Source organism: Hymenobacter citatus, from assembly GCF_014333615.1.
Taxonomy (GTDB): Bacteria; Bacteroidota; Bacteroidia; order Cytophagales; family Hymenobacteraceae; genus Hymenobacter; species Hymenobacter citatus.
Genome location: NZ_JACSCY010000022.1, coordinates 14,288 through 40,030, shown reverse-complemented (window position 1 = coordinate 40,030; position 25,743 = coordinate 14,288). Strand labels below are relative to the sequence as shown.

Annotated in this window: 21 protein-coding genes and 1 riboswitch; of the genes, 13 read left to right on the top strand and 8 right to left on the bottom strand. The window is 57.6% G+C overall.

The features are described from left to right. Positions 1-147: 147 nt before the first annotated feature. Positions 148-2,628, bottom strand: coding sequence for a TonB-dependent receptor (locus tag H8B15_RS19365; protein WP_187321304.1), 2,481 nt, complete (start codon positions 2,626-2,628; stop codon positions 148-150). A 63-nt stretch (positions 2,629-2,691) separates the two neighbouring features. Then, positions 2,692-2,801: riboswitch (TPP riboswitch) on the bottom strand. A 211-nt stretch (positions 2,802-3,012) separates the two neighbouring features. Here H8B15_RS19365 and H8B15_RS19360 point away from each other — a divergent pair. Then, entirely contained in the window at positions 3,013-3,249 is a 237-nt protein-coding gene (locus H8B15_RS19360; protein ID WP_185281264.1) for a hypothetical protein, read from the top strand. Between the two features lie 125 nt (positions 3,250-3,374). Here the strand turns inward: H8B15_RS19360 and H8B15_RS19355 are convergent, their stop codons facing one another. The 4 genes from H8B15_RS19355 to pnuC all read right to left on the bottom strand — a co-directional run bounded on the left by H8B15_RS19355 (position 3,375) and on the right by pnuC (position 6,059). After that, entirely contained in the window at positions 3,375-3,785 is a 411-nt protein-coding gene (locus H8B15_RS19355) for a GNAT family N-acetyltransferase (RefSeq protein WP_187321303.1), read from the bottom strand. A 157-nt stretch (positions 3,786-3,942) separates the two neighbouring features. After that, positions 3,943-4,824, bottom strand: coding sequence for an aldose 1-epimerase family protein (locus H8B15_RS19350; RefSeq protein ID WP_187321302.1), 882 nt, complete (start codon positions 4,822-4,824; stop codon positions 3,943-3,945). A 57-nt stretch (positions 4,825-4,881) separates the two neighbouring features. Next, positions 4,882-5,427 (bottom strand): AAA family ATPase, encoded by a 546-nt coding sequence (locus tag H8B15_RS19345; RefSeq protein WP_187321301.1) that lies wholly within the window; start codon positions 5,425-5,427, stop codon positions 4,882-4,884. Then, entirely contained in the window at positions 5,427-6,059 is a 633-nt protein-coding gene (gene pnuC, locus H8B15_RS19340) for a nicotinamide riboside transporter PnuC (protein WP_187321300.1), read from the bottom strand. The genes H8B15_RS19345 and pnuC overlap by 1 nt, the downstream gene beginning before the upstream one ends. Positions 6,060-6,067: 8 nt before the next feature. Here pnuC and H8B15_RS19335 point away from each other — a divergent pair, with 8 nt between their 5' ends. From H8B15_RS19335 to H8B15_RS19325, 3 genes are all read left to right on the top strand, one after another. After that, positions 6,068-6,484, top strand: a complete 417-nt coding sequence (locus H8B15_RS19335) for a rhodanese-like domain-containing protein (RefSeq protein WP_343069186.1) — start codon at positions 6,068-6,070, stop codon at positions 6,482-6,484. A gap of 634 nt (positions 6,485-7,118) precedes the next feature. After that, positions 7,119-9,656 carry an ATP-dependent helicase HrpB gene (gene hrpB, locus H8B15_RS19330; protein ID WP_187321299.1) on the top strand — a complete coding sequence of 846 codons (2,538 nt, stop codon included), beginning with the start codon at positions 7,119-7,121 and terminating at the stop codon, positions 9,654-9,656. 173 nt (positions 9,657-9,829) lie between these two features. Next, on the top strand, positions 9,830-10,531 hold the full coding sequence (locus H8B15_RS19325; protein ID WP_187321298.1) for a hypothetical protein: 702 nt from the start codon (positions 9,830-9,832) through the stop codon (positions 10,529-10,531). A gap of 78 nt (positions 10,532-10,609) precedes the next feature. On the opposite strand, the gene H8B15_RS19320 is transcribed toward H8B15_RS19325, so the two are convergent. Next, positions 10,610-11,455 (bottom strand): oxidoreductase, encoded by an 846-nt coding sequence (locus H8B15_RS19320; protein WP_187321297.1) that lies wholly within the window; start codon positions 11,453-11,455, stop codon positions 10,610-10,612. Positions 11,456-11,640: 185 nt separating this feature from the next. Continuing rightward, positions 11,641-11,973, bottom strand: coding sequence for a DMT family transporter (locus H8B15_RS19315; protein WP_187321296.1), 333 nt, complete (start codon positions 11,971-11,973; stop codon positions 11,641-11,643). Between the two features lie 109 nt (positions 11,974-12,082). On the opposite strand from H8B15_RS19315, the gene H8B15_RS19310 reads away from it, so the two are divergent. The 4 genes from H8B15_RS19310 to H8B15_RS19295 all read left to right on the top strand — a co-directional run bounded on the left by H8B15_RS19310 (position 12,083) and on the right by H8B15_RS19295 (position 15,568). Then, positions 12,083-12,859 carry a helix-turn-helix domain-containing protein gene (locus H8B15_RS19310; RefSeq protein ID WP_187321295.1) on the top strand — a complete coding sequence of 259 codons (777 nt, stop codon included), beginning with the start codon at positions 12,083-12,085 and terminating at the stop codon, positions 12,857-12,859. A 26-nt stretch (positions 12,860-12,885) separates the two neighbouring features. Then, the gene (locus H8B15_RS19305) at positions 12,886-14,049 is read left to right on the top strand and encodes an FAD-dependent oxidoreductase (protein WP_246455741.1); all 1,164 of its coding nucleotides are present in this window, start codon (positions 12,886-12,888) and stop codon (positions 14,047-14,049) included. A gap of 969 nt (positions 14,050-15,018) precedes the next feature. Then, a complete protein-coding gene (locus H8B15_RS19300) occupies positions 15,019-15,258 on the top strand; it encodes a DUF433 domain-containing protein (RefSeq protein ID WP_187321294.1) in 240 nt (79 codons plus the stop codon). Continuing rightward, complete coding sequence (locus H8B15_RS19295) at positions 15,242-15,568, top strand: DUF5615 family PIN-like protein (protein ID WP_187321293.1); 327 nt, start codon at positions 15,242-15,244, stop codon at positions 15,566-15,568. The genes H8B15_RS19300 and H8B15_RS19295 overlap by 17 nt, the downstream gene beginning before the upstream one ends. Before the next feature lie 105 nt (positions 15,569-15,673). On the opposite strand, the gene galB is transcribed toward H8B15_RS19295, so the two are convergent. Then, entirely contained in the window at positions 15,674-18,157 is a 2,484-nt protein-coding gene (gene galB, locus H8B15_RS19290) for a beta-galactosidase GalB (protein WP_187321292.1), read from the bottom strand. A gap of 186 nt (positions 18,158-18,343) precedes the next feature. On the opposite strand from galB, the gene guaB reads away from it, so the two are divergent. The 5 genes from guaB to H8B15_RS19265 all read left to right on the top strand — a co-directional run bounded on the left by guaB (position 18,344) and on the right by H8B15_RS19265 (position 25,591). Further along, on the top strand, positions 18,344-19,816 hold the full coding sequence (guaB, locus tag H8B15_RS19285) for an IMP dehydrogenase (protein WP_187321291.1): 1,473 nt from the start codon (positions 18,344-18,346) through the stop codon (positions 19,814-19,816). A gap of 371 nt (positions 19,817-20,187) precedes the next feature. Further along, on the top strand, positions 20,188-22,284 hold the full coding sequence (locus tag H8B15_RS19280; protein WP_187321290.1) for a SpoIIE family protein phosphatase: 2,097 nt from the start codon (positions 20,188-20,190) through the stop codon (positions 22,282-22,284). Positions 22,285-22,298: 14 nt separating this feature from the next. Next, on the top strand, positions 22,299-22,628 hold the full coding sequence (locus tag H8B15_RS19275; protein WP_187321289.1) for an STAS domain-containing protein: 330 nt from the start codon (positions 22,299-22,301) through the stop codon (positions 22,626-22,628). A gap of 27 nt (positions 22,629-22,655) precedes the next feature. Continuing rightward, positions 22,656-23,069 carry an ATP-binding protein gene (locus H8B15_RS19270; protein WP_187321288.1) on the top strand — a complete coding sequence of 138 codons (414 nt, stop codon included), beginning with the start codon at positions 22,656-22,658 and terminating at the stop codon, positions 23,067-23,069. A 167-nt stretch (positions 23,070-23,236) separates the two neighbouring features. Further along, entirely contained in the window at positions 23,237-25,591 is a 2,355-nt protein-coding gene (locus tag H8B15_RS19265; RefSeq protein ID WP_187321287.1) for a peptidylprolyl isomerase, read from the top strand. Positions 25,592-25,743 lie beyond the last annotated feature (152 nt).

Genomic DNA, 25,743 nt, shown 5'->3' with positions numbered 1-25,743 from the left:
GGATTTTGTGGACGATTCTTCGTCGTTGATTTCAAAATAAAAGGAGCTTGCCAGTAGCAAGCTCCTTTTATTTTTATTGGCAACTGTGTCGTTTAGTAATCGTCCACAAAATCCGATCAATCCGAAAAATCCGAGCGAATCCGTGATTCAGAAATTGACGCCTACCGACGCCAGGAAGTTGCGCGTGGCCTGCGGGAAGTACCAGTTGAACGTGTCAAGGCCGCCGCTGGCGCCGAGGTAGCTGTAGGTGTAGCCATTAGCTACATAGCGGCGGTTGAGCACGTTGTTTACCAACAGGCCCAGCTCGATTTCTTTCACGAACCGCGGCCGGATGGTGTAGCGCACCCGGAAGTCGAGCACCTGGTAGGGCTTGATGCGCCGGTCTTCGCTGGTGGTATTGTCGAGGTACTGACGGCTCACAGTTTTATAGAGCAGCGCCAGGCGCAGGCCCGGCAACGGCTGCCCCTCCAAGGTGTGCGCCGACACCACGTTGGGCGAGTAGGAAATAGTGCTGGTACGCGGCGCTTCCGTTACAGGCTCGTAGTTTTCGTCGTACGTCACGCCCTGGTAGCCCAGGATGCGGTTTTGGCTGACTGTGACTGTGCTGCTCAGGCTGATCTTATCATTGATTGAGGAAAACTCCGTTAGCTCTATTCCGCGCCGGTAGCTGCGGGCCACGTTGGTGCGCAGGGGCGTGCCCACATTGTTGAGTTGGCCGGTAGCCACCAACTGGTTGCGGTAGTTCATGTAGAACCCATTCACCTCTACGCGCACGGCAGCCGGAAAGCCTAGTAAGCGGCCGTTGGGTAGGGTGAAGCGGTAGCCGCCTTCCCAGTCGTTGAGGCGCTCGGCTTTGGCGCCCACGTCGCCGGCGGGGCGGTCGGTGAAATCGGAGCGCACGGGCTCGCGCTGGCCCACGGCAAAGCTGGCGTAGAGCTGCTGGCCCTTGGCCAAAGTGAAGGTAGCGCCGGCTTTGGGGTTGAAGAAGGTGTAACGGGCGCGGGTCGTCACGTCGTTCTGGTCGTCCTCTACCCCATCAATGGTATACCGAATGTGGCGCACCTGCACATCACCATACACACCCAGCTTGGGCAGCACCTGCCAGGTGGCGCGGGCGTAAGCGTTGTAGTCGATTTTGTGGGCGTCGTTGAAGTAGTAGCGCTGCCGAATGGTGCTGTTGGACGCGTATTGTGCCCAGATCACCTCGCCGTAGTGGTCGTTGTCGAACCGGTTCCAGGCGCCGCCTACCGTGGCTTGCAGCTTGCCGTCTCGGGGCTGGTAGTTGAGCGCGAAGGTGCCGCCGTAGAAGTAATTATCCAGCCACTTGCGGTCTACCAGGTTGGTACGCGTGATGGTGTCGCCACCGATAACTACGTTTTGCAAGCCGTAATCGGTGAAACGGCGGCGGGTGCGGTAGCTCTCGTAGTAGCCAAAGCCGCGCGTGAGGTGCAGGGCCGCACCCACGTTCCAATCGGGGCCCAGCTGCTGGGAAAGGTGCAGCTGGTAGTGGTTTTGCTGGTAGTTATCGGTTTGGTTGTCGTAGGTGTAGTAGCTGTAGCGCCTACCCTCGCGGCGCACGCGCTCGGCATCGGCCTCACTCAGCTCGCCGTTGTCGATGTAGTTTTGCAGCAGCGCCTCGTTGCCGGTGATGGCCGGCTCGGGCACGCCGTTCCAAGCCTGGTAGGTTTTTTCGCGGCCCGAGAAGGTAATGAACTTCAGCAGCGTGTTCTTGCCCTGGTAGCCCGCCGCAAAGTAGTACGACTTCAAATCCGACGACGCCCGGTTCATATAGCCATCGGTGGCGATGCGCGACAAGCGGCCGTCCACCGTGAAGTGGCCGTTGATCAGCCCCGTACCAAACTGCACGTTGTTTTTCCAGGTGTTGAAGGAGCCGTACGTATTCTGCGTTTCGGCGTAGGCCTCGCGACGCACATCCAGGGTAGAGATGTTGATGCTGGCCCCAAACGCCGCGCCGCCGTTCTGGCTGGTGCCTACCCCCCGCTGCACCTGCAAGGAGTTGATGGACGAGGCCAAATCCGGCAGGTTTACCAGAAATGACCCGTGCGATTCCGCGTCGTTCAGCGGCACTCCGTTGATGGTCATGTTGATGCCCGTGTTGCTGGTGCCCCGAATGCGGATATCGGTGTAGCCCACGCCCGCGCCAGCATCGGAATTGACCACTACGGAGGGCGTTTGGTCGAGCAGGTAGGGCAGGTCCTGGCCGAAGTTGCGCTTGGCCAGGTCTTCTTTGCCTAGGTTGGTGTAGGCGGTGGCCGTGCGCTCGTTGGCGCGCTGGGCCGTCACGAGGGCCTCGCCGGTGAGCACGCCGCCGGCCTGCAACGGCACCGTGAGGCGCTGCGCGGTGGCCTGGCCTTGCACGGTGCGCGTGATGGGGTCGTAGCCCACAAACGTGATGCGGAGCGTGTGCGCGCCAGCCGGCACCGCGGGTAGGGAGAAGCCGCCGGCCGCGTCGGTTACCACGCCGGTAGCGCCGTCGAGCAGCACCGTGGCGCCGGGTAGCGGCGTACCCGTGCGGGCATCGGTGATGATACCGGACACGGGGCCTTGCGCCCACGCCGCTACGGGCAGCGCCAGCAGCGCGGTGCCCAAAACCAGTACATTTTTCAAGAAATGCAAAAGCAGAAAAGTGGAACGGGCCCGGTGCCAGGGGTCGGCACCACTCGGGTTTTCACGTTCGCGGATCGTCTGTTCCCTTCGCCGGCATTACCCGGATCAGGTTCAATGGGTATGATCTCAGCCACTGGCCGCCACATGGCGGGGTAGCACCCCTAAACTATGCGGCAAAAGTAGGCGCTGCACCGGCCAGTTACAAGCAGAAGCACGCGGCTATTTTTCTTTCGCGCCAGAACTTCGTATCTTGGGTAGGTATGGGCGGAGGGGTTGAAAAAGTGGCTTTTTCCGAAAACAACTCGACCCCGACTGCCGTTAGTTAACTGACTGACAGTAGTCTTTCGTCGTCCTTTCCCCGTCGATTTACCACTTACTTCCGCTATGATCAGTCTGATCTATACCCTTCTGGTCTTTGCCGTACTGGCGTATTTCTTGGTGATGCCCAAACGGCGTTTCCTACGCCCCCCCTACCCCGATAACGACGACGAGGGCGGCGAACCACTCGACGACGGCCTACCCGACCTGGACCTGCCCCCCGGCATCACCCGCCCCATCAACGACTGGGAGCCCGACTACAACCGGGGCGTACCCACGCGCCCGGCTGCGCCACTGGTGTAGCCGCTGGGCTTTCCTTGTAAAAAGCAAGAACCCCTTCTAGCGGGTAGGCTTTCTCTCAATTCGTGGCTGAAAGAGAGAGCCTACCATCCGAAGGGGTTCTTTGCGTGTAAGTCCCTTTGGGAAGGCTACAGCAGGCGACGCTGCATCCGCACGTACGGAATGGGGCCTTTATAAAACACCTCGCCTTCGGGCTGCATCCCGAAACGCCGGTAAAAATCGGCGGCCGACTGGCGAGAGTCGCACCAGAGGGAGTGGGCACCCAGGCGGGTAGCTTCGTCTAGTACCCGCGTCAGCAGGGCCGTACCAATACCCTGGCCCTGAAAATCGGGATGGGTAGCAAACTTGCGAAACCTTGCCTCCCCCCGCGCCTCCACAAACAACGAAATCACCGATACCAGCTCCTCGTTTATATATGCCCCGAAATGGTGCCCTTCGGCGTCTTCCGGCAGCTGCACGTATTCTAGCGGTTTGTCGGGCCACAGCACCTGGTGGCGTAGGGGGTAGGTTTGCGCGGAGGTGATGGGTTGGATGTGCATGGGGAAGAGCGAGTAACTATTGTTTCGTGTCATCCTGAGCGCAGCGAAGGACCTTCTCACGCAAGCACGACGAGCGTACCAACGACTCGTTCAAACGTGATAAGGTCCTTCGCTGTGCTCAGGATGACACGAAACAAAAGATAGCAGAGCAATAAATCTACTCTACCGCAATAGAATACGCCGCATTGAACTCCTGGCCTGGTGCTAGCGTCAGGATGCCTTCCTTATCGGTCAGCTCCACAGGTTCGCCTACCGAGCCGGCAATGCCCTGCCAGGGCTCCACGCACACAAACTCGGCGCCGGGGCCTTTGGTCCAGAGGCCGAGGTAGGGGAAGCCGTCGAAGCGCAGGCGCACGGCGCGGTCGGAGCGGTTGCTGCGGACCGTGATGGTTGAGAAGTCGAAGTGCTTGAGCACCAGGGCGTCGTCTTTGAACAGGTCGTAGGTAAGCGGCAGCTCGGTTTGCTCGTTCAGTACCGGTTCTGTTTCACCGGAGAGCAGGCCGCCTTGCAGCAAGTACCGCTCAAACGTGACGGGGTGGTCGAAGTGAAACGCGTAGTCTTCAAACGTTTCGTCGGGTAGCAACGGGCACCGGAACGCGGGGTGCGCTCCGATGCTGAACAGCAAATCCTGGTCGGTAGCGGGGTTTAGCACCTGCCAGCGTATGTCCAGGGTCAGCTCGTGCAGGTGGTAGGAAATACGCAGCACAAAATCGAAGGGGTACACTTGCCGGCTCTGCTCGTCGGCGCGCAGCTCAAATACCAGCTCGGTTTCGGTTTCCTGCACCAACGCAAACTCCCGGTCGCGGGCGAAGCCGTGCTGGGGTAGCTTATATTCTTGCCCCTTGTGCAAATACGTGTCCTGCGGGAGCTTGCCCACTATCGGAAACAGCACCGGCGCGTGGCGGCCCCACACGCTTGGGTCGGCCTGCCAGATGTACTCCAGTTCCGGTGATTTATCGGTGCGGACGAAGCTGGCTAGCTCGGCGCCTTTGGTATTGATGGTGACGCGGCAGTGAGTGTTGGAGAGTGTGTGTTGCATGGTTTTCTCGCAGTGTTTCGCGGTGTTTACGCAGTGTTTCGCAGTGGGATATTCTTGCTAATTTGAACTGGTGCCTTGCAGCAGCGCATCCACCGCCGCCACGGCTTGCGCCAGCCGCTCGGCCGGCGGCCCGCTGATTTGCGCAAACCGGCCGGGTAGGGCGCGCAATTCCCGCTGGTACCACGCATGGAAATACTGGCGTTGCGCGGGGTCTGGGTGTTCGCGCAGGGGGTCGGGCTCCCAGGGCAGGTCCACGTCGAGCAGCAGGGTTAGGTCGTGCGGGTGTTGGTGCAGGTGGTCGGTAATCCAGGTAGGGCAGTGGCCAAAAGCGTGTTCGGCCCAGACTTTTATCACCAGCAAATCGGTATCGAAAAACACCACTGCTTTGCCGGCTGCCGCGGCTTCGGTCGTGGCCTGTGCTTCAGCGGCGAGCTGACCGCGGGCAATGGCCTCCAGGTCGGGCAGCGTGTAGGTAGGGCCGTGCTGGTCGAGGTAGGCGCGGGCGTACTCGGGCGCGTGGCTGGTGCCGTAGTGCGCGGCCAGCAAGCGGCTCAGCGTACTTTTGCCCGTCGATTCGGGGCCGGTGAGGGCAACGCGTAGCATCAGATGGCGGGATTAGTGGAGCCCGTAGTCTGCGCTACCTGGGCGGCGCGCTTCCACTCCACGTAGCCGTACACGGCCAGTCCGAGGTAGAGTGCATAAAGGCCGCTGGTAGGGTAAAGCTGTTTGTGCCACAGGATGGGCACGTATAGGGCATCGACCCCAATCCACAACCACCAGTTTTCCAGCCGTTTGCGCATCATCAGATATTGCGCAGCCAGGCTGATGGCGGTGGTCAGGCTGTCGAGGTAAGGAATGGTATCGTTGGTGTAGTGTTGCAGGTAGTAGCCGAAGCCACCCGTGAAAACGGCCGCGCCTACCGTGAGCCATAGCCACTCCTGCGGCCGCGTGCGCGATACCGTTAGCTCGGTGCGCCGGGCGCCGCCATAGAGCCACTCGTACCAGCCGTACAGGCTCAGGGCAATGAAGAAGCCTTGCAGCAGGCAATCTGAATACAGGGCGCTTTGGTAGTACACGATGATGTACAGCCCGCAGCTCACAATGGCCACCGGGAAATTCCACAGCGACTCGCGGGCGGCCAGCCACACGCACAGAAAACCCGTGACGACGGCCACCCACTCCACCGGCGTGTTGCCCACGGCAGCCGTCCAGACTTCGTACAGAGAATGCAGCAAAACAACGCGTGTTTGAGGAAGCGCCCAACCGGGCGCGGCCAAAGCTACCCAAACCTACCGAGCTGCGCCGTATTTTTGCCGCCTACCTTCCCTTGCTGCCCATGCTTCCCGACCTCACGCCCCGCGACTTGCACGCCCGCCAGCAACGCGGCGAAAACCTCCAGCTCATCGACGTGCGCGAGCAGATGGAGTACGACTACTGCCGCATCGAGGGCAGCCACCTGATTCCGCTGGGCGAGCTACCGCGCCGCACCGCCGAAATTGCCACCGACCGCCCCGTGGTGCTTATCTGCCACCACGGCGTGCGCTCTATGCAGGCCCTAGCGTTTTTGCAGCACCGCCACGGCCTCAGCAATCTGCTCAACCTAAAGGGCGGTATCGACGCCTGGAGTCGCGAGGTTGATCCTGGGGTGCCGATGTATTAAGGGTATTCTACGTGTTGAATGTTGAGCTACAAACTCTCATTCATACTGAGTAAAGTAAAAATGGGGGCCCTTTTCTGGACAGGGCCGAGAGGACTGTCACGTACTACTTTCAGTAGCTTCATCTACTAAAAACTTACAAAAAACAAAATTTAATATTTCCGAAAGGCAGCTTCGCAGTATAGTATCTTTGATCTATTGCACGGTAAGTCACCCAGCCGGCTTTGTCTGAAAAGACGAAGCCCCAAGGCTGGCCGGCCGAGGGGCTTCAGGAAGTGGGTGGATTGAGCACCCTTACTCCCGAGTCAAATGGGTAAACGTGCGAAACACAAAATAGCTAGACTACTGGCTCGCTTGTGGGACAGTCGGCTTCTATGGATGCCGCCTGTTGGAGTAGTGTTGAAATACGCAGCGGACCTGCTGATTTCGCATTACTTGAGGTAGTAGATAACGGGGTTGGCCTTTCGGCTGGCTCCGTTATTTTTTCACCAGTATAATTGGTGAATAATACGTGTACAAATATACACTGTTTATCAATTGTCAAGACAATTGATAAATGATTGTTCTCCGGTATAGAAAACTACTTCATAGTAAGTAGTCCGTCTTGCTAAGCCCTTGTATTAAATATACTTCCTGCTTGCTCCTTCCCGACCTCCCCATCCGCGCTGCCCTACCCGAGCTGCTGACGACCCTCGGTCAAAACCCGTGTGCGGTGCTTCAAGCGCCGCCCGGCGCGGGCAAAACCACGCTGGTGCCGCTGGCCTTGCTCGAAGCCGATTGGATGCCGCCCACCGGGCGCATTATTGTGCTGGAGCCGCGGCGGCTGGCGGCGCGGGCGGCGGCTACGCGCATGGCCCAGCTACTAGGCGAGCCAGTTGGCCAAACCGTGGGCTACAGGATGCGTCTGGAAAGCAAGATTTCTGCAAAAACGCGAATCGAAGTAGTAACAGAGGTCATTCTGACGCGCCAGCTCCAGGACGACCCCGCGCTGGAAGGCGTGGCGGCAGTGCTGTTCGACGAATTTCACGAGCGGAGCTTGCAGGCTGACCTCGGCCTAGCCCTGGCCCTGGATGCGCAGGCCGTACTGCGCCCCGATTTACGGTTGCTGGTGATGTCGGCTACGTTGGAGGCCGAGCGGCTAGGGAAGTGGCTGAACGCCCCCGTGGTGCGCAGCGCGGGCCTAAGCTACCCCATCGAGACGCACTACCTCACGCCGGCGCGGGCGGGCAGCGCTAGCCGCCGCCCCCACGAGCGGTTGCAGGATTTGATGCCCACCATTATCCGCGAAGCCCTGGCCGCGCACCCTACCGGCGACGTGCTGGCCTTTCTGCCCGGCCTGGCCGACCAGCGCCGCGTGGCCGAGCGCCTGGCCCCTACCCTCGCGCCTACCGTAGACCTGCACGTGCTGCACGGCGAGCTACCCCTGGAGCAGCAGGATGCCGCGCTACGGCCAGCGCCGGCCGGCCGGCGCAAAGTGGTATTGGCTACCAGCATTGCCGAAACCAGCTTAACCATTGAAGGCGTGACGATTGTGGTAGACGGTGGCTATGCCCGCGTACCGCAGTTTGAGCCGCGCACCGGACTTTCTACTCTCACCACCCAGCCCGTAAGCCAAGCCGCCGCCGACCAGCGCCGGGGCCGGGCCGGCCGCCTCGGTCCCGGCACCTGCTACCGCCTCTGGACCGCTGCCGACCAGCCGCAGCTACCCGCTTACCTCGCGCCCGAAATCCTAACGGCCGACCTGAGCGCCCTGGCCCTAGAGCTGGCCCTATGGGGCGCTCACGATGCCGCTGCCCTACGCTGGCTGGATGCGCCGCCCGCCGCTGCGCTGGCTTTGGCCCGCGACCTACTCATACGCCTCCATGCGCTGCAACCCGATGGCCGCCCTACCCCCCACGGCCGGGCATTGGCGGGCCTCGGACTGGCGCCCCGCCTGGCCCACCTGGTGGTGCGGGGCAAGGAGGTAGGGCAAGGCACCACAGCCTGTGCCCTGGCCGCGCTGCTCACCGAGCGTGACCTGCTGCGCCCCGCCGACGGCTCGTTCGGCCCACCCGATGTGCGCCTGCGCCTGGAAGCGCTGGAAAACGGGCGGGCGCCCCTACCCGGCCTGCACCCCGACCACGCCACGCTGCGCCGCGTACGCGAAGCGGCTGCTGTCTTGCGCCGCCGGGCCGGCGTGGAAGCCGCCCCACTTGTACCTGACGTGGCCGGTCTGCTCACAGCCCTCGCCTACCCCGACCGCCTCGCCCAGCGCGAAACACCCGAGCGCGTACGCTTGGTATCGGGTCAGCGGGCCACGTTGCCTGCGGAGTTTTACAGCGCCAGCGACACGTTTTTTGCCGTAGCTACGCTGGATGGCGTGGCGGCACAGCCGCGAGCTGGGCTGGCCGCGCCAGTTAGTCGTGCCGAGTTGGAACAGCACTTCGCCTACCTTATCGAAGCACAGGAGCAAGTGCGTTGGGACGATACCGCTGGCCGCGTCGTGGCCCGCCGCACGCAACGGTTGGGCGCGCTGGTTCTAGCCGAAGCCACCCTACCCCAGCCTAGCCCCGAAACAGTAGCCGCCGTGGTACTCGACCATCTGCGTACTGAAGGTATCAACCGGCTACCATGGTCGGAGGCAGCTACGCAGGTGCGGGAGCGGCTGGCGTTTCTGCACTATCTGCGGCCGCAGCAGTGGCCCGATGTATCGGATGCGGCGTTGCTAGAAACGCTGCCCGAGTGGCTGGGGCCGTTTCTGGATGGCGTGCGCTCCGCGGCTGATATCAACAAACTAGATTTGGGCGAAGCGCTACTGAACTGGCTACCCGACGGCTGGACCCAGCGCCAGGAGCTGGACCGCCTCGCCCCTACCCACCTGGAGGTACCCACCGGCTCGCGCATTCGCCTCGACTACCAAGACCCCGCCGCGCCTGTGCTAGCCGTGCGGTTGCAGGAGGTATTCGGGCTTCTCGACACGCCCATGGTAGGCGGCGGTGCGGTGCCACTCACGCTGCATCTGCTTTCCCCTGGCTACCGCCCGGCCCAGGTGACGCGCGATCTGCGCAGCTTCTGGAACAGCAGCTATTTTGAGGTGCGCAAGGAGCTACGCGGCCGCTACCCCAAACACTACTGGCCCGAAAACCCTTTAGACGCCCAAGCTATCCGTGGCACCAAGAAGCAGAACGGACTATAGCTCAGTGCATTCTATTTTGCAGAGCTTTACGCTTACATTGAGCTTGCACATGGTCTTTTATGTGGAGTGGAGTGGAGGTGATAGTAATAAATATTACTAAAACTAGATATTTTGGCATTACAGTTGAACAAGCGGGTTTTACTCAACCCACCCACTTTCCACTGTTTTCCTACATGTTCAAATCTTACGTGCCTGCCTTTCTGCTGACAGCAGCCGGGGCCATGCTGAGCCACCAGAGCGTGGCGCAGTACACCCCCACCAAATGGGCCTTCTACTTTGAGGCCGGTCCCAAAATCAGCGACTTCCGCGTCATGTCGTCCGGTGGCACGTATGCTCCGCGGTCGGCCTCGCCTGTCTTTTCAGAAGAAGACCGCAGGATAACGGTGCGAAACACGTTTTCGGGCTTTATGCAGGTGAAGGCCTTTAAGCCGCTATCGGAGCGTGTAGTGCTGGCAGGTACGCTGGGGCTGGATATGCAGCACCTGAACTACAAAACCGGCTACACCCAGACGGTAGTCAACGACTTTATAACGAGCTACGGAAATCAGCACATCAGCCGCCTGCTCACCCGCGCCCGCGCCGATTGGGGCATCTACTACCGGTTCAACCTGGGCCCCAACGCTCATCTGATGCCCGGCGTAGCAGTAGGGCAAATGGTCAACCTCAGCCACGATGGCTACAGCTACACTTTCATCCAGCCCGGTCTCTACTTCACCAACAACCGGCTGCTGCTGTCCGCCACAGTTTCCGACACGCCCTACAACGTACTCATTCCAGGCGCCTCGCGCTTCGAAGGTGAACTCGATGGCTTTTACACCTACAATGCGGAGTATCGCATCCGGGAATTCCAGCTCAGTATTGGCGCCAAATTTTAGGGGCAAGCACTTCCGTTGAAAAGCAAAAAGGTCCCGCAGTTGCGCACTGCGGGACCTTTTCAGTTAACATCCATTCTTTTACTTCTCCTCCGGAAAGTCAGCAGAGTTGCCTAAGTCGGCCACCTTCTCCAGCTCTTTCACCAGCTCCGTAAATTTGTCGCGGGCGCCTTTCACGGCAGCTTTGCCGATGGGCAGGTGCAGGGGCGGGTTTTCCTCGCGCACAACATCGTACATGATTTGCGCGGCGCGCTCTGGGTCGCCGGGCTGCTTGCCGCTGTAGCTCTGGATGCCCTTCAGGTTTTCGCCTACCGTGGAGCGATAGTCCTCAATGGCGGTATCCACGTAGGTAGCCGAGCTGCCGGCCCACTCCGTGCGAAAGCCGCTGGGCTCGATGTTGGTTACTTTGATGCCGAGCGGCTTCACCTGCTGGGCCAGGCTTTCGCCGATGGCTTCGAGCGCAAATTTGGAAGCGTTGTAGACGCCTACCCCAGGGAAGGTTTTCAGGCCGCCAATGCTGGTGATGTTAATCACGTGGCCGCTTTTCCGCTCGCGCAGGTGGGGCAGCACGGCACGCAGCACGCGCAGAGGGCCAAACACGTTCACATCGAATTGGCGCTGCACTTCTTTGTCGTCAATCTCTTCGATGCTGCCCAGCGAGCCGTAGCCCGCGTTGTTCACTACCACATCGAGGTGACCGAGCGCGTCGATAGCCTGCTGGATAGCCTGCTTTACTTGTGCCTCGTCCGACACGTTGCAGAGTACGCCAATGCCTTGCTCGCCGGCCTTTTGGGTGAATTCGTCTACTTGCTCCTGCTTGCGGAAGGTAGCGGCTACTTTATCCCCTTTTTCGAGGAGCAAATCGGCCAACGACGCACCGAAGCCGGTGCTGACGCCAGTTATAAACCAGTTTTTAGGAGTTGCCATGAGAGAGTATGTTCTAGATTGAAAATCAGGCGGGCACTATGCAATAGCACACGTCCATTTTTAACCTGTGAGGGCAGCAGAAGGTTAGGTACAAGCCAAAGTTCTATTCAGCCACCACGTAGCACATGGGTAGAGCGGATAGCATAAGCGTATACTTTGGGCAATGATGTACGTGTACACATAGATTAATGCCCAACCGGCTTTCCAAACAGATTGATAACAATAACTCCCGCAACGATTAAGCCCATCCCTATTAGAGTTGCTACGTCTGGCACTTGCTTATAGAGTACTACTCCAACCAACGTCACTAGGATAATACCAATACCCGACCAAATAGCATAGGCGGTACCCACTTGGATAGTACGCAGGGCAATGCTGAGACAATAAAATGCTGTACCATACCCGACAACAACTAATACGCTAGGCAGTAGTTTCGTAAATCCATTGGAGGCTTTAAGCGCTGAAGTGGCGACAGTTTCCGCTACAATAGCGATGAGTAACGTTACCCAGGTCTTCATAGGCAGTTTAACTTTTGAGAAAGCAACTGCTTCAATAGGGTCAGGTTTTTGGATAAAGTGAAAAACAACAGTGTGTACATGTACATCACTGCCATAATTTCAACCAAGAATGCCAACGAATGACGCAGCGATGACCCTTGGCCTCGCTTACCAGGTAGCGCAGCCCGATGTAACGCTGGCCTTTCTGGTAGAAAGCTTCTGGCTGCTGACAACCACCGCCGAAACCGACCACCCCATCCTGCTCCTGCCCGATGGCCGCATCGACGTGTTATTTTCGTATTCCCGGACGCAGCCGTTTCATGTGTCGCTGATGGGGCTGAGCACCGTAGCCGAACAGACTATTTTGGCGGCCGGAACGGTTATCGGGGCCGTAAGCCTACGGCTGCCAGCCGCCGAATACCTGCTTCAGACCCGCATGGCCGACCTGCTGAACGGTATGCGCCTATTAGCCTCTGATTTCTGGGGTATTGCACCGACCGACCTGACTGATTTCGAGCAGTTCTGTGCCAAGCTGACTGCTACCCTGCGTGGCCTGCTTCCACCGGCCATTGATCTGCGCAAGCAGCGGCTATTTGTGCAGATTTATGCTTCGGATGGGGCACTACCGGTGCACACGCTGGCTGCGCAGTCCGGTTGGAGCAGCCGGCAGATCAACCGCTATTTTCAGGAATATTTTGGCTTGTCGCTAAAAGCGTATTGTGCCATGCTGCGGTTTCGGGCAGCTTTTCCGCAGTTGAAAGCCGGACGGTTGTTTCCCGATCAGCACTTTGCCGATCAGGCCCATTTTATTCGGGAGGTGCGCAAATTTGCGGGCGTGCGACCCAGCGAGCTGGCTCGCAATCGGGATGGCCGATTTATTCAATTTTCCGCTTGGCCCGCGCCATAGTTTTGTCTTCCTACCTTACAAAAGGAATGAAGACCATGCTTGTAACCAACAAGAAAATTGCTATTATCGGTGGTGGCCCCGGTGGCCTCACGTTAGCCCGCTTGCTCCAGCAACAAGGTGCCGAGGTAACCGTTTATGAGCGCGACTCTACTCGCGACGCTCGTCAGCAAGGGGCTACGCTCGATTTGCACGAAGAATCAGGGCTGCGTGCCCTCAGCGCAGCTGGTCTGCTCAACGCTTTTCGGGCACATTACCGGCCCGGCGCCGATAAAATACGCTTACTCGATGGTCAGGCTACCATTGTCTACGACCAGCACCAACAACCCGACGCGCTTACCTTTGGCGACGCGCATTTTCGTCCCGAAATAGACCGCGGCCCGCTGCGCGACCTGCTCATCGACTCGCTCGCGCCTGGCACCATTGTCTGGAATAGCCAGCTACAGGAGCTAACCCCTACCCCCAACGGCTGGCAGCTGTATTTTGCTGATGGCTGCACCAACCACGTTCATCTGGTAATTGGGGCCGATGGCGCTAACTCACAGGTGCGGCCGCTGGTAACGTCGCTTCGGCCGTTCTTCACGGGCTATACCGTGGTAGAAGGCAACGTGTACGACGCGGCCCGGCACGCGCCCGGCCTGTGGAAGCTGACAAAAAGCGGCAAGCTCTTCGCCCTCGGCGGTGAGAAATCCATCATCGTAAGTGCCAAAGGCGACGGTAGCCTGTCGTTTTACACCTGCCAGCGCACCACCGAAAACTGGGTGCAGGCCAGCGGTATCGATTTCCAGAGTCCACCCCAGGTAGCCGCCTGGTTTGCCCGCGACTTTGCCGCGTGGAGCCCCCTCTGGCGCGAGCTGTTCGCCACCAACCACGCCTACTATGTGCCTCGCCCGCAGTACTGCATGCCCCTCGACCAGGACTGGCCCGCGCAGCCTACCCTCACCCTCCTTGGCGACGCTGCCCACTTGATGCCGCCCTACGCCGGCGAAGGCGTGAACATGGCCATGCTCGACGCTTTGGAGCTAAGCCACTGCCTCACCAACGGCCAATTTCCTACCCTTCTCGCTGCTATCAGCCACTACGAAACCGCCATGCGCCGCCGCGGCTCCGAGGTAGCCGCCATTTCTATCGAGTCGATGGAGGAGATTCACTCGCCGAATGGCTTGGCGTGGATGCGGCAGGTGATGGAGTGATGTAGGTAAGCGTGTATCTTGTGGGGGTTGGTAGTTTCGGCAATAAGACCAACGGTAGCTGTATTGCCGAAACTGATTAGCATATTAATAGCATATTGCCGCTATTATGGGTTTCGGCAATAGGAATGTTGTATGCAAGCAGTTCGACTAGCCTATAATTTCAGGCACGAGAATATGTAAACTTTCCCAAAGCTGCATCAAGACAATAAACTAACGTGACAAAAACAATCTTTTTTATATTCGGACTTAGCATTTCTTTTTTCTCTAGCTCTTGTGGTTCGACACATAATATTTCCGGAAAGTACCGTTCAAATTTTGCTGTTCATGGTTTTTTTGTAACAAGAATTAACTTGAATATAGACTCAACATTTGGGTACAGAATGAGTGGCGACATGACGTTTGACACATCCAATGGTTATTACAGAGTAGACAATAAATATGTAGTTCTTTCTCATCAACCTTTTCAGCCAGACACTTCAGAATACGAAAAATATGGAAATGAGGCTGTATTATTGAGTTATGCGTTGTCGACAAACAAACACTTAAATAGTGCAGAAAAATATGTTATTGGACACAACAAGCTATTCGTGTGTGACAGTACGGGCACTGTAGTTAGAAAACAGTTCGGCTATTCAAAGCGTAGACAATATTTATTTTTTGGCAAACATTGGTATAAGCGACGATATTATTTAAAGCGAATAGACTGAAAGCCTGCATACAACAGGCGGTTTGGCAATATGGCGGGGCGACGAATATATGCTCAACTTTTTGTTCGCTAATCGGCTTTAGTTCCAGCCGACGAATAACACAAAGCTGTAGTTCTTATCATCAACATTTGTAACTTTACTCAACAGCAGTTACGGGCTGACGATTTTCAAATGCCGCCACATCGCCAAGCCGTATCCATTGAAAATAGGCCTTTTCAGATCATTTTCAAACACAATCAGGCGATTTTACACCTTCGACAATATGGAATTAAAAGACCTCATCAGTACTGACCCAGAAGTATTAGGTGGTCAACCTGTTTTCAAAGGGACACGCGTGCCTATTGAAACTCTTTTTGACCATTTAGAAGCTGGCATTTCCCTCGAAGAGTTCTTGGACGACTTTCCAACTGTAACTAAGGAGCAGGCCGTAGCTACACTAGAAGTTGCCAACAAATTATTGACATCTCAAAACGTAGCAAAACTATATGAAATTGCTGCTTGACGAGAACTTACCTAAACGATTAAAAACGGATTTTTTAGATCACGAAATTTATACTGTTAGAGACAAAGGATGGAACGGCATCAAAAACGGCCAACTCATGCGATTGATGTTGGAGAATAATTTTCAAGCGTTATTGACTTTTGATAAAAATCTGCAATACCAGCAAAACTTTCATAAATATACAATTACGGTTTTTGTATTATCTGCTGCTAATAATACGTACCGAGAGCTAACTCAACTTTCCTCAAAAGTTCACGAGTATTTAGCCAACGAGTCGTTACCGGTTGGACCCATCGTTATCAAAACATAACGAACTCATCGGCAAAAAATGTGTAGCCACCAACACACTGAAGCCTTTCACACCAACGCAACAAGCGTCTGTGTGAAAGGCTTCTGCCATTAAAACACTATCCAACTACCGCGCTTTCCCCACAGCCGTCTGCAACGTCACTTCCCCGCTTTTCAACCCTTTGCCAGTAGCCTGCACGCGCACGGCGCCGGGCTTACCTGTGGTTTGCACAATGGCCACCAGCTGCCCATGAAACGCGTGCATCTGCGGCGCCTGAAACGACTCCAGGGAGGTAGGGTCGCCGTTGCCGATGGCCCGGAAGCTGCCCGCGCCGCTTACCTTAAAGCGGAGCTGCTCGGTGGCATCGGGGCAGAGGTTGCCCTGGGCGTCTTCTACCCGGGCGGTGATGTAGGCTTGGTCCTGGCCGTCGGCGGTGAGCTTGGTGCGGTCGGCTACCAGGCGGATGTGGTGCGGTTTGCCGGCAGTGCGCACGGTTTCTTCGGCTACGGCTTTGCCCTGGGCATCGTAGGCCACTACCTTAATAGTACCGGGCTGGTACTGCACGTCGTTCCACATCAGGCGGTTGCGGGTGCGCACGTCAGCGGTGGTGGCTTTAGTCTGGCGGCCCATGCTTTTGCCGTTCACAAACAGCTCGGCCGAGGGCGAGTTGGTGTAGCAATACACAGGCGTGGTCTGGCCTTCGCGGCCGGGCCAGGTCCAGTGCGGCAGCACGTGCAGGGTAGGCTGCTGGGTGTTCCAGCGGGCACGGTAGAGGTAGTATCGGTCTTTGGGCATGCCCGCCAGGTCCAGAATGCCGAAATAGGAGCTGTGCGAGGGCCACGATTCATCATAGGGGGTAGGCTCGCCCAAGTAGTCGAAGCCCGTCCACACAAACTCGCCGGCCACATAGGGTAGCGTGTCCTGGGCGGCAAACTCGATGTCAGGAATCTGCGACCACACGCAGTATTCCACATCGTAGGACGACGACTGGTTGTCGGGGTATTTCTTCTGCTTGGCCAGCTCCACCGGAAACTTGTACACCCCGCGCGAGCTAACGGTAGAAGCCGTTTCGGAGCCCAGCAAAAAGCCCTGGGGCAGCTTGCTATCAGCATCGGGGTAGAGCTGCGGTTTGTAGTTGAAGCCCGGCACATCGAGCACCGAGGCGAAGTTGTTCTTGATAGCATCGCCGATGCGGTCCATGCCGGCCGTCACAGGGCGGGTAGGGTCCTCGCGGTGCACAATGTCTTGCAGGCGCTTGGCGAGCTTGTTGCCGCCGGGCGCGCTCTGGTCGGGCACCTCGTTGCCGATGCTCCACATAATCACCGAGGGGTGGCTGCGGTACTGGTGCACCATGTTCACGAGGTCCTTCTCGGCCCACTCATCGAAGTACTGGCTATAGCCGTTCTTCACCTTGGGCGTTTTCCACTCATCAAACGACTCCACCATCAGCATAAAGCCCATTTCGTCGCAGAGCTGCACCAGCTCTGGAGCAGGCATGTTGTGCGTGGTCCGGATGGCGTCGCAGCCCAGGTCTTTGAGCAGCACCAGCTGCCGGCGCAGGGCGGCCGTATTCACGGCTGCGCCCAGCGGGCCGAGGTCGTGGTGGTTGCACACGCCCTTGAACTTGCGCGGCTGCCCGTTCAGGGAGAAGCCTTTGCCGGCCTCAAACTTAAACGACCGGATGCCGAATGGCGTCTGGTACTCGTCTTTTAGCACATTGCCGGCATACAGCTTGGAAGTAGCCGTGTAGAGGGTAGGCGTTTCGGGCGACCAGAGCTTGGGGGCTTTTACCACTAGATTCTGCTCGAACTCCTGCTGGTCAGTGGCGGCGAGGGTAGAGGAGGTAGTAGCCACCACTTGCCCGGTGGCGTCCCGCACTTCAGTTTCCAGGCGCAGCGGCTGGAAGGCGTTGCCGGGCGTTTCTACCTTAGTTTTCAGCTTGACTTTGGCAAACTCCGCGTTGATTTCGGGGGTGGTGAGGTAGGTGCCCCACACCGGAATGTGCACGTCGTTGCTCACGATGAGGTGCACGTTGCGGTACAGCCCCGCCCCCGGGTACCAGCGCGACGACTCCGGCTGGTTTTCCAGGCGCACCGCCAGCGTGTTGTTGCCGCCGGCTTGCAGGTAGTCGGTAATGTCGAAGTAGAACGAGTTGTAGCCGTAGGGCCAGCGGCCTACCTCCTTGCCATTGATGAACAACTGGGCGTTGCTCATAGCGCCATCAAAGACCAGCACCGCCCGCTTGCCCGCCCCAAAGCCCGGCACCTCCAGCTGCCGCCGATACCACCCTACCCCCACAAAGGGCAGGCCGCCCGTGCGGCCGGTTTTTACCGTAGCCTGTTCCTCCTTATTCTGCTCAATCTTGACCTGTTGCTTGTCGTTATCGGCACCAAACGGGCCGTAGATGGCCCAGTCGTGGGGCACGCTGACGGTCTGCCACTTTGCATCGCGGAAAGACGGGGTAGCGGCTCCGGCAACGTCGCCTTTCGTGAACTTCCAGTTATCGGTCAGAAGGTAGTCGTGGTGGTTTTGGGCGAAGCCAGGGACGGATGCAGAAGCAAACAGCAACAGAAAACCCGCTGCGAAAGCGGGGTAAGGAAAACGGGACATAGGGACTAAGTCGGTTTAGACAAACGTTTGCGTAGCGCAAGGTAGGGGAAATCGGGCGGTCCGTTTGCACCAATGCCTCTCGCTAGAATGGATTTGCAGCGCATCTTTCATGGTTTGATAACACGGAAGCCAATTTTTCGCCGTAGCTTTGTCCGGCAATAAGTAGCACCTAACCTTCTTGTTGCCATGGCCGACCACGCTGCCAAAATTGCCTTTGAGGCCCTCACCTACGACGACGTCCTGCTACTTCCGGCCTACTCCGAAGTATTGCCCCGCGACGCCGATACCAGCTCCCAGCTCACCCGCAATATCCGCTTGAACCTGCCCTTCGTGTCGGCAGCTATGGATACTGTCACCGAAGCCGAAATGGCTATTGCCATGGCTCAGGAAGGCGGCATTGGTATGGTGCACAAAAACATGAGCATCAAGGCGCAGGCCGAGCTGGTGCGCCGCGTGAAACGCTCAGAAAGCGGCATCATCCTCGACCCCTTCACGCTGGAAGACACCGCTACCCTCGGCGACGCCAAGCAGCTGATGCGCGACAACAAGATTGGTGGCATTCCGATTGTGGACGACCAGCGCCGCCTCAAGGGCATCCTCACCAACCGCGACCTGCGCTTCGAGAAGGACATGAGCCGCTCCGTTTCGGAGGTGATGACCAGCGAGAAGCTGGTGACGGCCGCCGCCGGCACTGCCCTCAGCATTGCCGAGGAAATTCTGCAAGACTCGAAAGTGGAGAAGCTGCCCGTAGTGGATAAGGACGGCAAGCTGGTGGGCCTGATTACCTACCGCGACATCCGCAAGCGCCGCCGCTCGCCCAACGCCTGCAAAGACGAGTTCGGCCGCCTGCGGGTAGGCGCTGCCGTAGGCGTCACGGCCGATTTGCTGGACCGCATTGCCGCCCTGGTAGAGGCCGGCGTAGACGTGGTGAGCGTAGACACCGCCCACGGCCACAGTAAAGGCGTGCTGGATGCTGTGCGCAACATCAAGCAGCAATTCCCCACCCTCGAAGTTATTGCCGGCAACGTGGCTACCGCTGAGGGAGCCCGCGCCCTGGCCGACGCTGGTGCCGACGCCGTGAAGGTAGGCGTAGGTCCTGGCTCTATCTGCACCACCCGCATCATTGCCGGCATTGGCGTGCCGCAGCTTTCGGCGGTGCTGGAAGCGGCTCGCGGTCTGGAGGGCACTGGTGTCCCGCTGATTGCCGACGGTGGTATCAAGTTTTCGGGTGATGTGGTGAAGGCTTTGGCTGCCGGCGCTTCTACCATCATGGTAGGCTCCTTGCTGGCCGGCACCGAGGAAGCGCCCGGCGAGGTAACGCTGTTCGAGGGTCGCAAGTACAAGAGCTACCGCGGCATGGGCTCGGTGGAGGCGATGGAAGACGGCTCAAAAGACCGCTACTTCCAGGATGCCGAGGCCGACGTGAAAAAGCTAGTGCCCGAGGGCATTGTAGGCCGCGTGCCCTACAAAGGCCTGGCCGCCGAGGTGCTCTACCAACTGGCCGGTGGCTTGCGGGCCGGCATGGGCTACTGCGGTGCTCCCGATATTGCTACCCTGCAACAGGCCCGCTTCACGCGCATCACGGGTGCCGGTCTGCGCGAGTCGCACCCCCACGACGTGCAGATCACGCGCGAAGCGCCTAACTACAGCAGCCGCTAACGCACTACGCTGGCACTTACCGAAGCCCGCTGTGCCGCATGGCCCGGCGGGCTTCGGCTTTTGGGTGGTTGTATCAGCCCCCTATACCGGGTGCCTACCCTGCACACAACTCACTCATAATGAACTCTTACTATCTTCTCAAAAGAGCCTAACGCATTGCTAACGGTGCTCAGCCGCCCATCTCAGTCGAAGTTTCTCTTTTCAAACAGAGCTTCTATACTTGCGTCTGCAAATCACTAACGATGTTAGTCAATGTCGCGAGAGTAGTTAGCAGTTTTCGGCCAGCTCCGTATCTTGCCCGTCCTTTCGGCCACGCTGCCCTGTGCACACCACGGGCTGGTCGCTGATTTTTCTCCTCGTACTACTCTCGTATGTCCCTTCGCCAGAAGCTACAAACTGCCGTCCTACCTCTCACGATTCTGAGTTGGTTGGTGCTGCTGTATTGTACGCTGTCGGCGGCCAGCCCTACCCTTGCCGAACAGTTGGGTAAGCCCGCTGCCTGGGTAGCTCTGGTTGCCCAAGCAGGCTTTGCGGCGGGTGTATTCCTGTACCAGCGCAACCTCCCCGACCCACTCCGCGGCACCGATTTCACGGGCTTACTGCGGCGGCTACTGCTGGGGCCGGGTGTGTTGGCCAGCGTGTGCGTGGGACTACACTTGCTGGAGCGCTTTATTCAGGCGGAAGCGCCGAGCAACGACCGGGTTTTCTTCGCGGTCATCTATACCATCAACCTGGCGCTGTTCATCATCTTTCTGGCCGGCACCAACTACACGTGGCGGTCGTTGGTGCTGTTTCGGGCGCCTACCCACCTGCGGCGCGAGTGGCTGTGGTTTGAGCTGCTGCTGGGGGCTACGCTGCTGTTTCGTTTGCTGAACTGGGCGCCTACGGGCCTGCTCGCCTACCCCGTGATGGGTGGTCTAGCCCTTTTCGGCATCTACCTCAGCGGCAACCAGAAGTGGGTGGCCTACCTCAACCGCCGCCAAAAATGGGAGGTGGTGCTGTTACAATCGGGCTTATTGCTGTGCATGGGTGTGTTTGTGGTGTATTTTCTACGCATCGAGCACGACCCCAAGCTAGTAGCTCCTGCGCCCCAGCACGCCTTCTTGTTGCTCACCGTGTTCTTTGCTACTTTCTACTCGCTGGTGGGGCTGCTGGTCACGTTTTTCAACCTGCCCACGGCGGGCGTGTTTGAGCAGAAGCGCGAGGAAATCCTGAGCCTGCAGCGCCTGACGCAGCTGATTCAGAAAGGCCAGACCGAAAAGGAAATCTACAGCACGCTGTTCGATTCGGCGGTGCAGACGGTGGGGGCCGATGCGGCCTGGCTGACCCTAGATGCTCCCGTGGATGGCTACTCGGGCCAGTATTTCAATATCGAGCCTGAGCAGAGCGCGGCCATCCATAGCCTGCTCACCGATTACAATCTGGGTCACATCGAGTACCTCAACAACGACTTGGATAATAGCAGCGGTTTCCGGAGTCTGAAGCTGCCGTTTTCGTCGATGATTGTGATGCCGCTGCGCTCCACCAAGCGGCGCTACGGCTCCTTGTACATGCTGAAGGACCAGCGCCACGGCTTCGACCGCGAGAACCTGGGCATTCTGCAAACCTTTACAAGTCAGACCGTTCTCAGCATCGAGAACTTGCAATTGTTGCAAGCCTCTATCGAAAACGAGCGGGTGCAGGAGGAGCTAAAAATTGCCTCCGCCGTACAGGATAGCCTGATTCCGAAGACGCTTCCCACTGATAACTGGTTTGAAATCAGCTCTTTTGCGCTGGCAGCCAAGGAGGTAGGCGGCGACTTCTACGACTTTTTGCACCTGCCGGGCCGGCGCCTGGCCATTCTGGTAGGCGACGTATCGGGTAAGGGCGTGACGGCGGCTTTCCACGTGGCGCAGATGAAGGGCATTTTCCACGCCCTAATGCAGGAAAACCCCCTGGCCCGCAACGACCGGGAGAAATTCCCGGTGCCAAGCCGTTTTATGTCGCAGGCCAATACGGCCTTAATTCACTGCCTGGAAAAGTCATCCTTTATCACTGCCTCCCTCTATATCATAGATTACGAGCACGGTGGCTTTGTATTCGCGCGTGCTGGCCACTGCCATACGCTCTACTATCACTCCATTAAAGAGGAGGTTTCCTACTTCCGTACGGCGGGCTTGGGCCTGGGTATTATTCGTAACGATTCCTACGAGAAACACATCAAAAATCAATTCTACGATTACAACCCCGGCGACGTAATGGTAGTATATACCGATGGTATAGTGGAGGCACGTGGGGCGAAGCAGGAGGAATATGGCGAGGAGCGGTTGCAGCGCGTGTTGGAGCGCACATATTACCTAGAAGCAGAGGAAATTAAACAACATATTTTGAGCGACTTGGCAGAGTTCAGCCATGGTCAGCCCGTGCACGACGATCAGACGTTGCTGGTGATTAAATTCAAAGCCGTTCAACCTGATTCGCACTCCTAACGTAGAGCCGAGGCATGAAAATAACGCAACAAGCCACTGATACATCGCTCACCCTGAACCTAGATGGGGAGTTGGACGCCAGCTCGTCTGTGATTCTGGATACGGAGCTGTCGAAACCAGAAGTTCTGGACTATCAAAAAATATTAATCGACTGCCAACGACTCAATTATATCTCTTCGGCGGGGCTGGGCGTTTTCATCTCCCACTTGCAACGGCTGCAGGATGCCAACGTGAAGCTCATCTTCTACAACATGCAGGAAAAAGTGCATAACGTATTTGAGATTCTAGGCCTCGACTCGCTGATGACGATTGTACCCACTCAGGCAGAAGCCGTTGCTATTTAACTCGTTTTGTCGACGGACGCTGCTTTCATGAAAAAGGATATCCGCATTAGTTGTAGTAGAGAAAACCTGAAGGTTGTGCGCGACTTCGTGAACGACTATTTGGCTACCTACAACCTGTCGGAATTGCAGCTCAACCAGATTATACTGGCTGTTGATGAGGTAGTTGCCAATCTTATTATTCACGCCAACGGGGAAGATGAGTCCCGCTCGTTGTGCCTGAGTATCAACTTCGTAAATCACGCTGTAGATATTGATATTGAGGATAGTAGCCCGATTTCCTACCGGCCTTCTACGTTCCGTGAGCCAGACATGAACGAGCACGTGCGCTTAGGCAAAAAAGGCGGGGTAGGCATGGCCCTAGTCAACCGGATTATGGACAGTGTGGAGTTCACTACCTCTGGTACATACAACGTTTGCAGGCTGCACAAGCGCGTTTCCTGAAGAAAAACGGTTGAGTTTAGCATAAGAAGGCACCTTTCGCGGGGTGCCTTTTGTTTTGCGCCCGCGGGTGCTGCCCTCCACGGGCTGGGCGGGAAAAAATCCGTAAAATTGCATCGGTCCTTTCCTGCGCAATGGCGTAGGGTGTCTGTTTTAGATTTATTGCTTTTATGCCTAAACGCATTCTGTACGCCGGCGCTGCCTTGGCACTACTGGCTGGCTGCCAGTCTACCAAAACCACGTCGGCAACCAAACAACCCGTTGTCGAAACGTTGGGAACGCACCCGGTACCCGCCTCGGAGTTTGCCTATGTATACCGCAAAAACAATAGCACAGCCCCCGATTTTGGCACCCGTGCCGGCGTGGATGAATATCTGAAGCTCTACACCAACTTCAAGCTGAAGGTGCTGGATGCCGAGCAGCGCGGCCTAGATACCACCCAAGCCTTCAAGCGCGAGTTGGATGGCTACCGGCAGCAGCTGGCTCAGCCCTACCTCACCGAGAAAAGCGTGACCGACCAGCTCGTGCGCGAGGCTTACGACCGCCTGAGCAAGGAGATCAACGCTTCGCACATCCTCATCAGGGTAGCGCCTGACGCCTCGCCCAAGGATACGCTGGCTGCCTACCAGAAAACGCAGGCCCTGCGCCAGCGTGTAACCAGCGGCGGCGAGGACTTTGAAACAGTGGCCCGCCAGACTTCGGAAGACCCCTCGGCCCGCGAAAACGGTGGCCGTCTGGGCTATTTCACGTCTATGCAGATGGTGTACCCGTTTGAGTCGGCGGCCTACAAAACGCCGGTAGGGCAGGTATCGGAGCCGGTGCGCACGCGCTTTGGCTACCACCTCATCAAGGTGAACGACACCCGGATGGCGCAGGGCGAAATCAAGGTAGCCCACCTCATGATCAGGGCCACGCCCAACATGCCGGCTGCCGATTCGGCCACCGCCAAAAAGAAAATCGACGAGCTGTATAGCCGCCTGCAGCGCGGCGAGAACTGGGACAAGCTGGTAGCGCAGTTTTCGGAAGACGCCGGCTCGGCACCTAATGGTGGCGAGATTCCCGCCTTTGGCGCGGGCCGCATGATTCCAAGCTTCGAGGAGGCTGCGTTCAAGCTGCAAAAGCCCGGCGACTTGTCGCGGCCCGTGCAAACGCCCTACGGCTGGCACGTTATCAAGCTGATTGAGAAAATGCCGGTGCCTTCGTTTGAGGCCATGCAACCTACTCTCAAGAGCAAGGTAGCCAAAGACTCACGCTCTGAGCTGAACCACGCCGCTTTCCTGAAGCGTGTGAAAGCCGAGAACAAGTTTGAGGAAAATAAAGCCGGGAAAGAGTATACGTTTGCGAAGGCCGATACAGCCTTGGTGAACGGCCGCTTCAAGAACGTGGCCATGCCCGTAACGAAAGGCAAAGGCAAGCCAGCGGCTAACCCTACCCTGTTCACCATCAACGGCAAAGCCTACCCCGCCACCGACTTCCTGGCCTACGTGGAGCAAAGCCAGCGCCCCCGCCCTGGCGACGAGCCTCAGCACGCCATGCAGGTGCTCTACGACCAGTACGTGGACCAGAGCCTGACCAACTACGAGCGCGACAACCTGGAAAGCAAGTACGAGGACTACCGCATGCTGGTGAAAGAATACCGCGACGGCATCCTGCTGTTTCAGCTAATGGACGAGAAAGTATGGTCCAAGGCCATTGATGACTCGGTAGGGCTGCAAAAGTTCTTCACCGAACACCAGCAGGACTACCAGTGGGCCCCACGCGTGCAGGCCACGGTTATCAACGCCGCTTCGCCGGAGGTGCTGCAGGAGGTACTGCCGCTGGTGGTAGACAATTCGAAGCCCATCACTAAGAATGGTGGTAGTGGGGTAGCACTCAGCCTACTGCCTACTACCAAAGGTATTCCAGCTACCATTGGATTTCAGCCGCGCACGACCACTTTGCTACCGGCCAGCCAACCAACTCTGGAGGCGTTGGCAGACCAGATGGTCACAGATACCACGCTTATTGTATCGGTAAACGGCCGTTTGCGAACTTCTGCGGAAGGTGCACTTGCCAGAAAGCGTATTCAACAAGTTAGAAGCTCATTAGAAGCGAAGGGCATTCCGGCTGAACGAATTTTGACCAGCACGAAAGTCGAAGGAAAGAAAGCCCAGAACTTGGACCCGAACGCAGTTTATTTAAAGGGCGCAACCCGCGACCTGGCTACCATTGAGCAACGCTTCAATGAAAAGAGCCCGCTGGCCGTCAAAATCCAGCAGCGCACGTTCCAGCAGGGCGACAGCAAAGCCGTGGATCAGGTAGCGCAGCGTGGCCCCGGCACCTACCCCGTGCAGCTGGACGGCCGCTACTACTCCGTTATCATCAAAGAACAACTACCAGCCGGCCCCAAAAAGCTGAGCGAAGCCCGCGGCCAGGCCACTTCCGACTACCAGAATTACCTGGAGCAACAATGGATTGAGCAGTTGCGCGCACAGTATCCGGTGCAGCTCAACCAATCAGAAATTGATAAGCTGGTGACCAAATAAATCACGGATTTTTCGGATGAAAACGGATTACACGGATTTTGTAGCTGACTCTGGCGTCAGCGCATGCAACGAACGAGGGGCTCTGCGGTATCCGCAGCAAGTAGGATAGCCCAAATCAGCTGACGTAATGTGGGGTGCTACCCTGCTCCGTC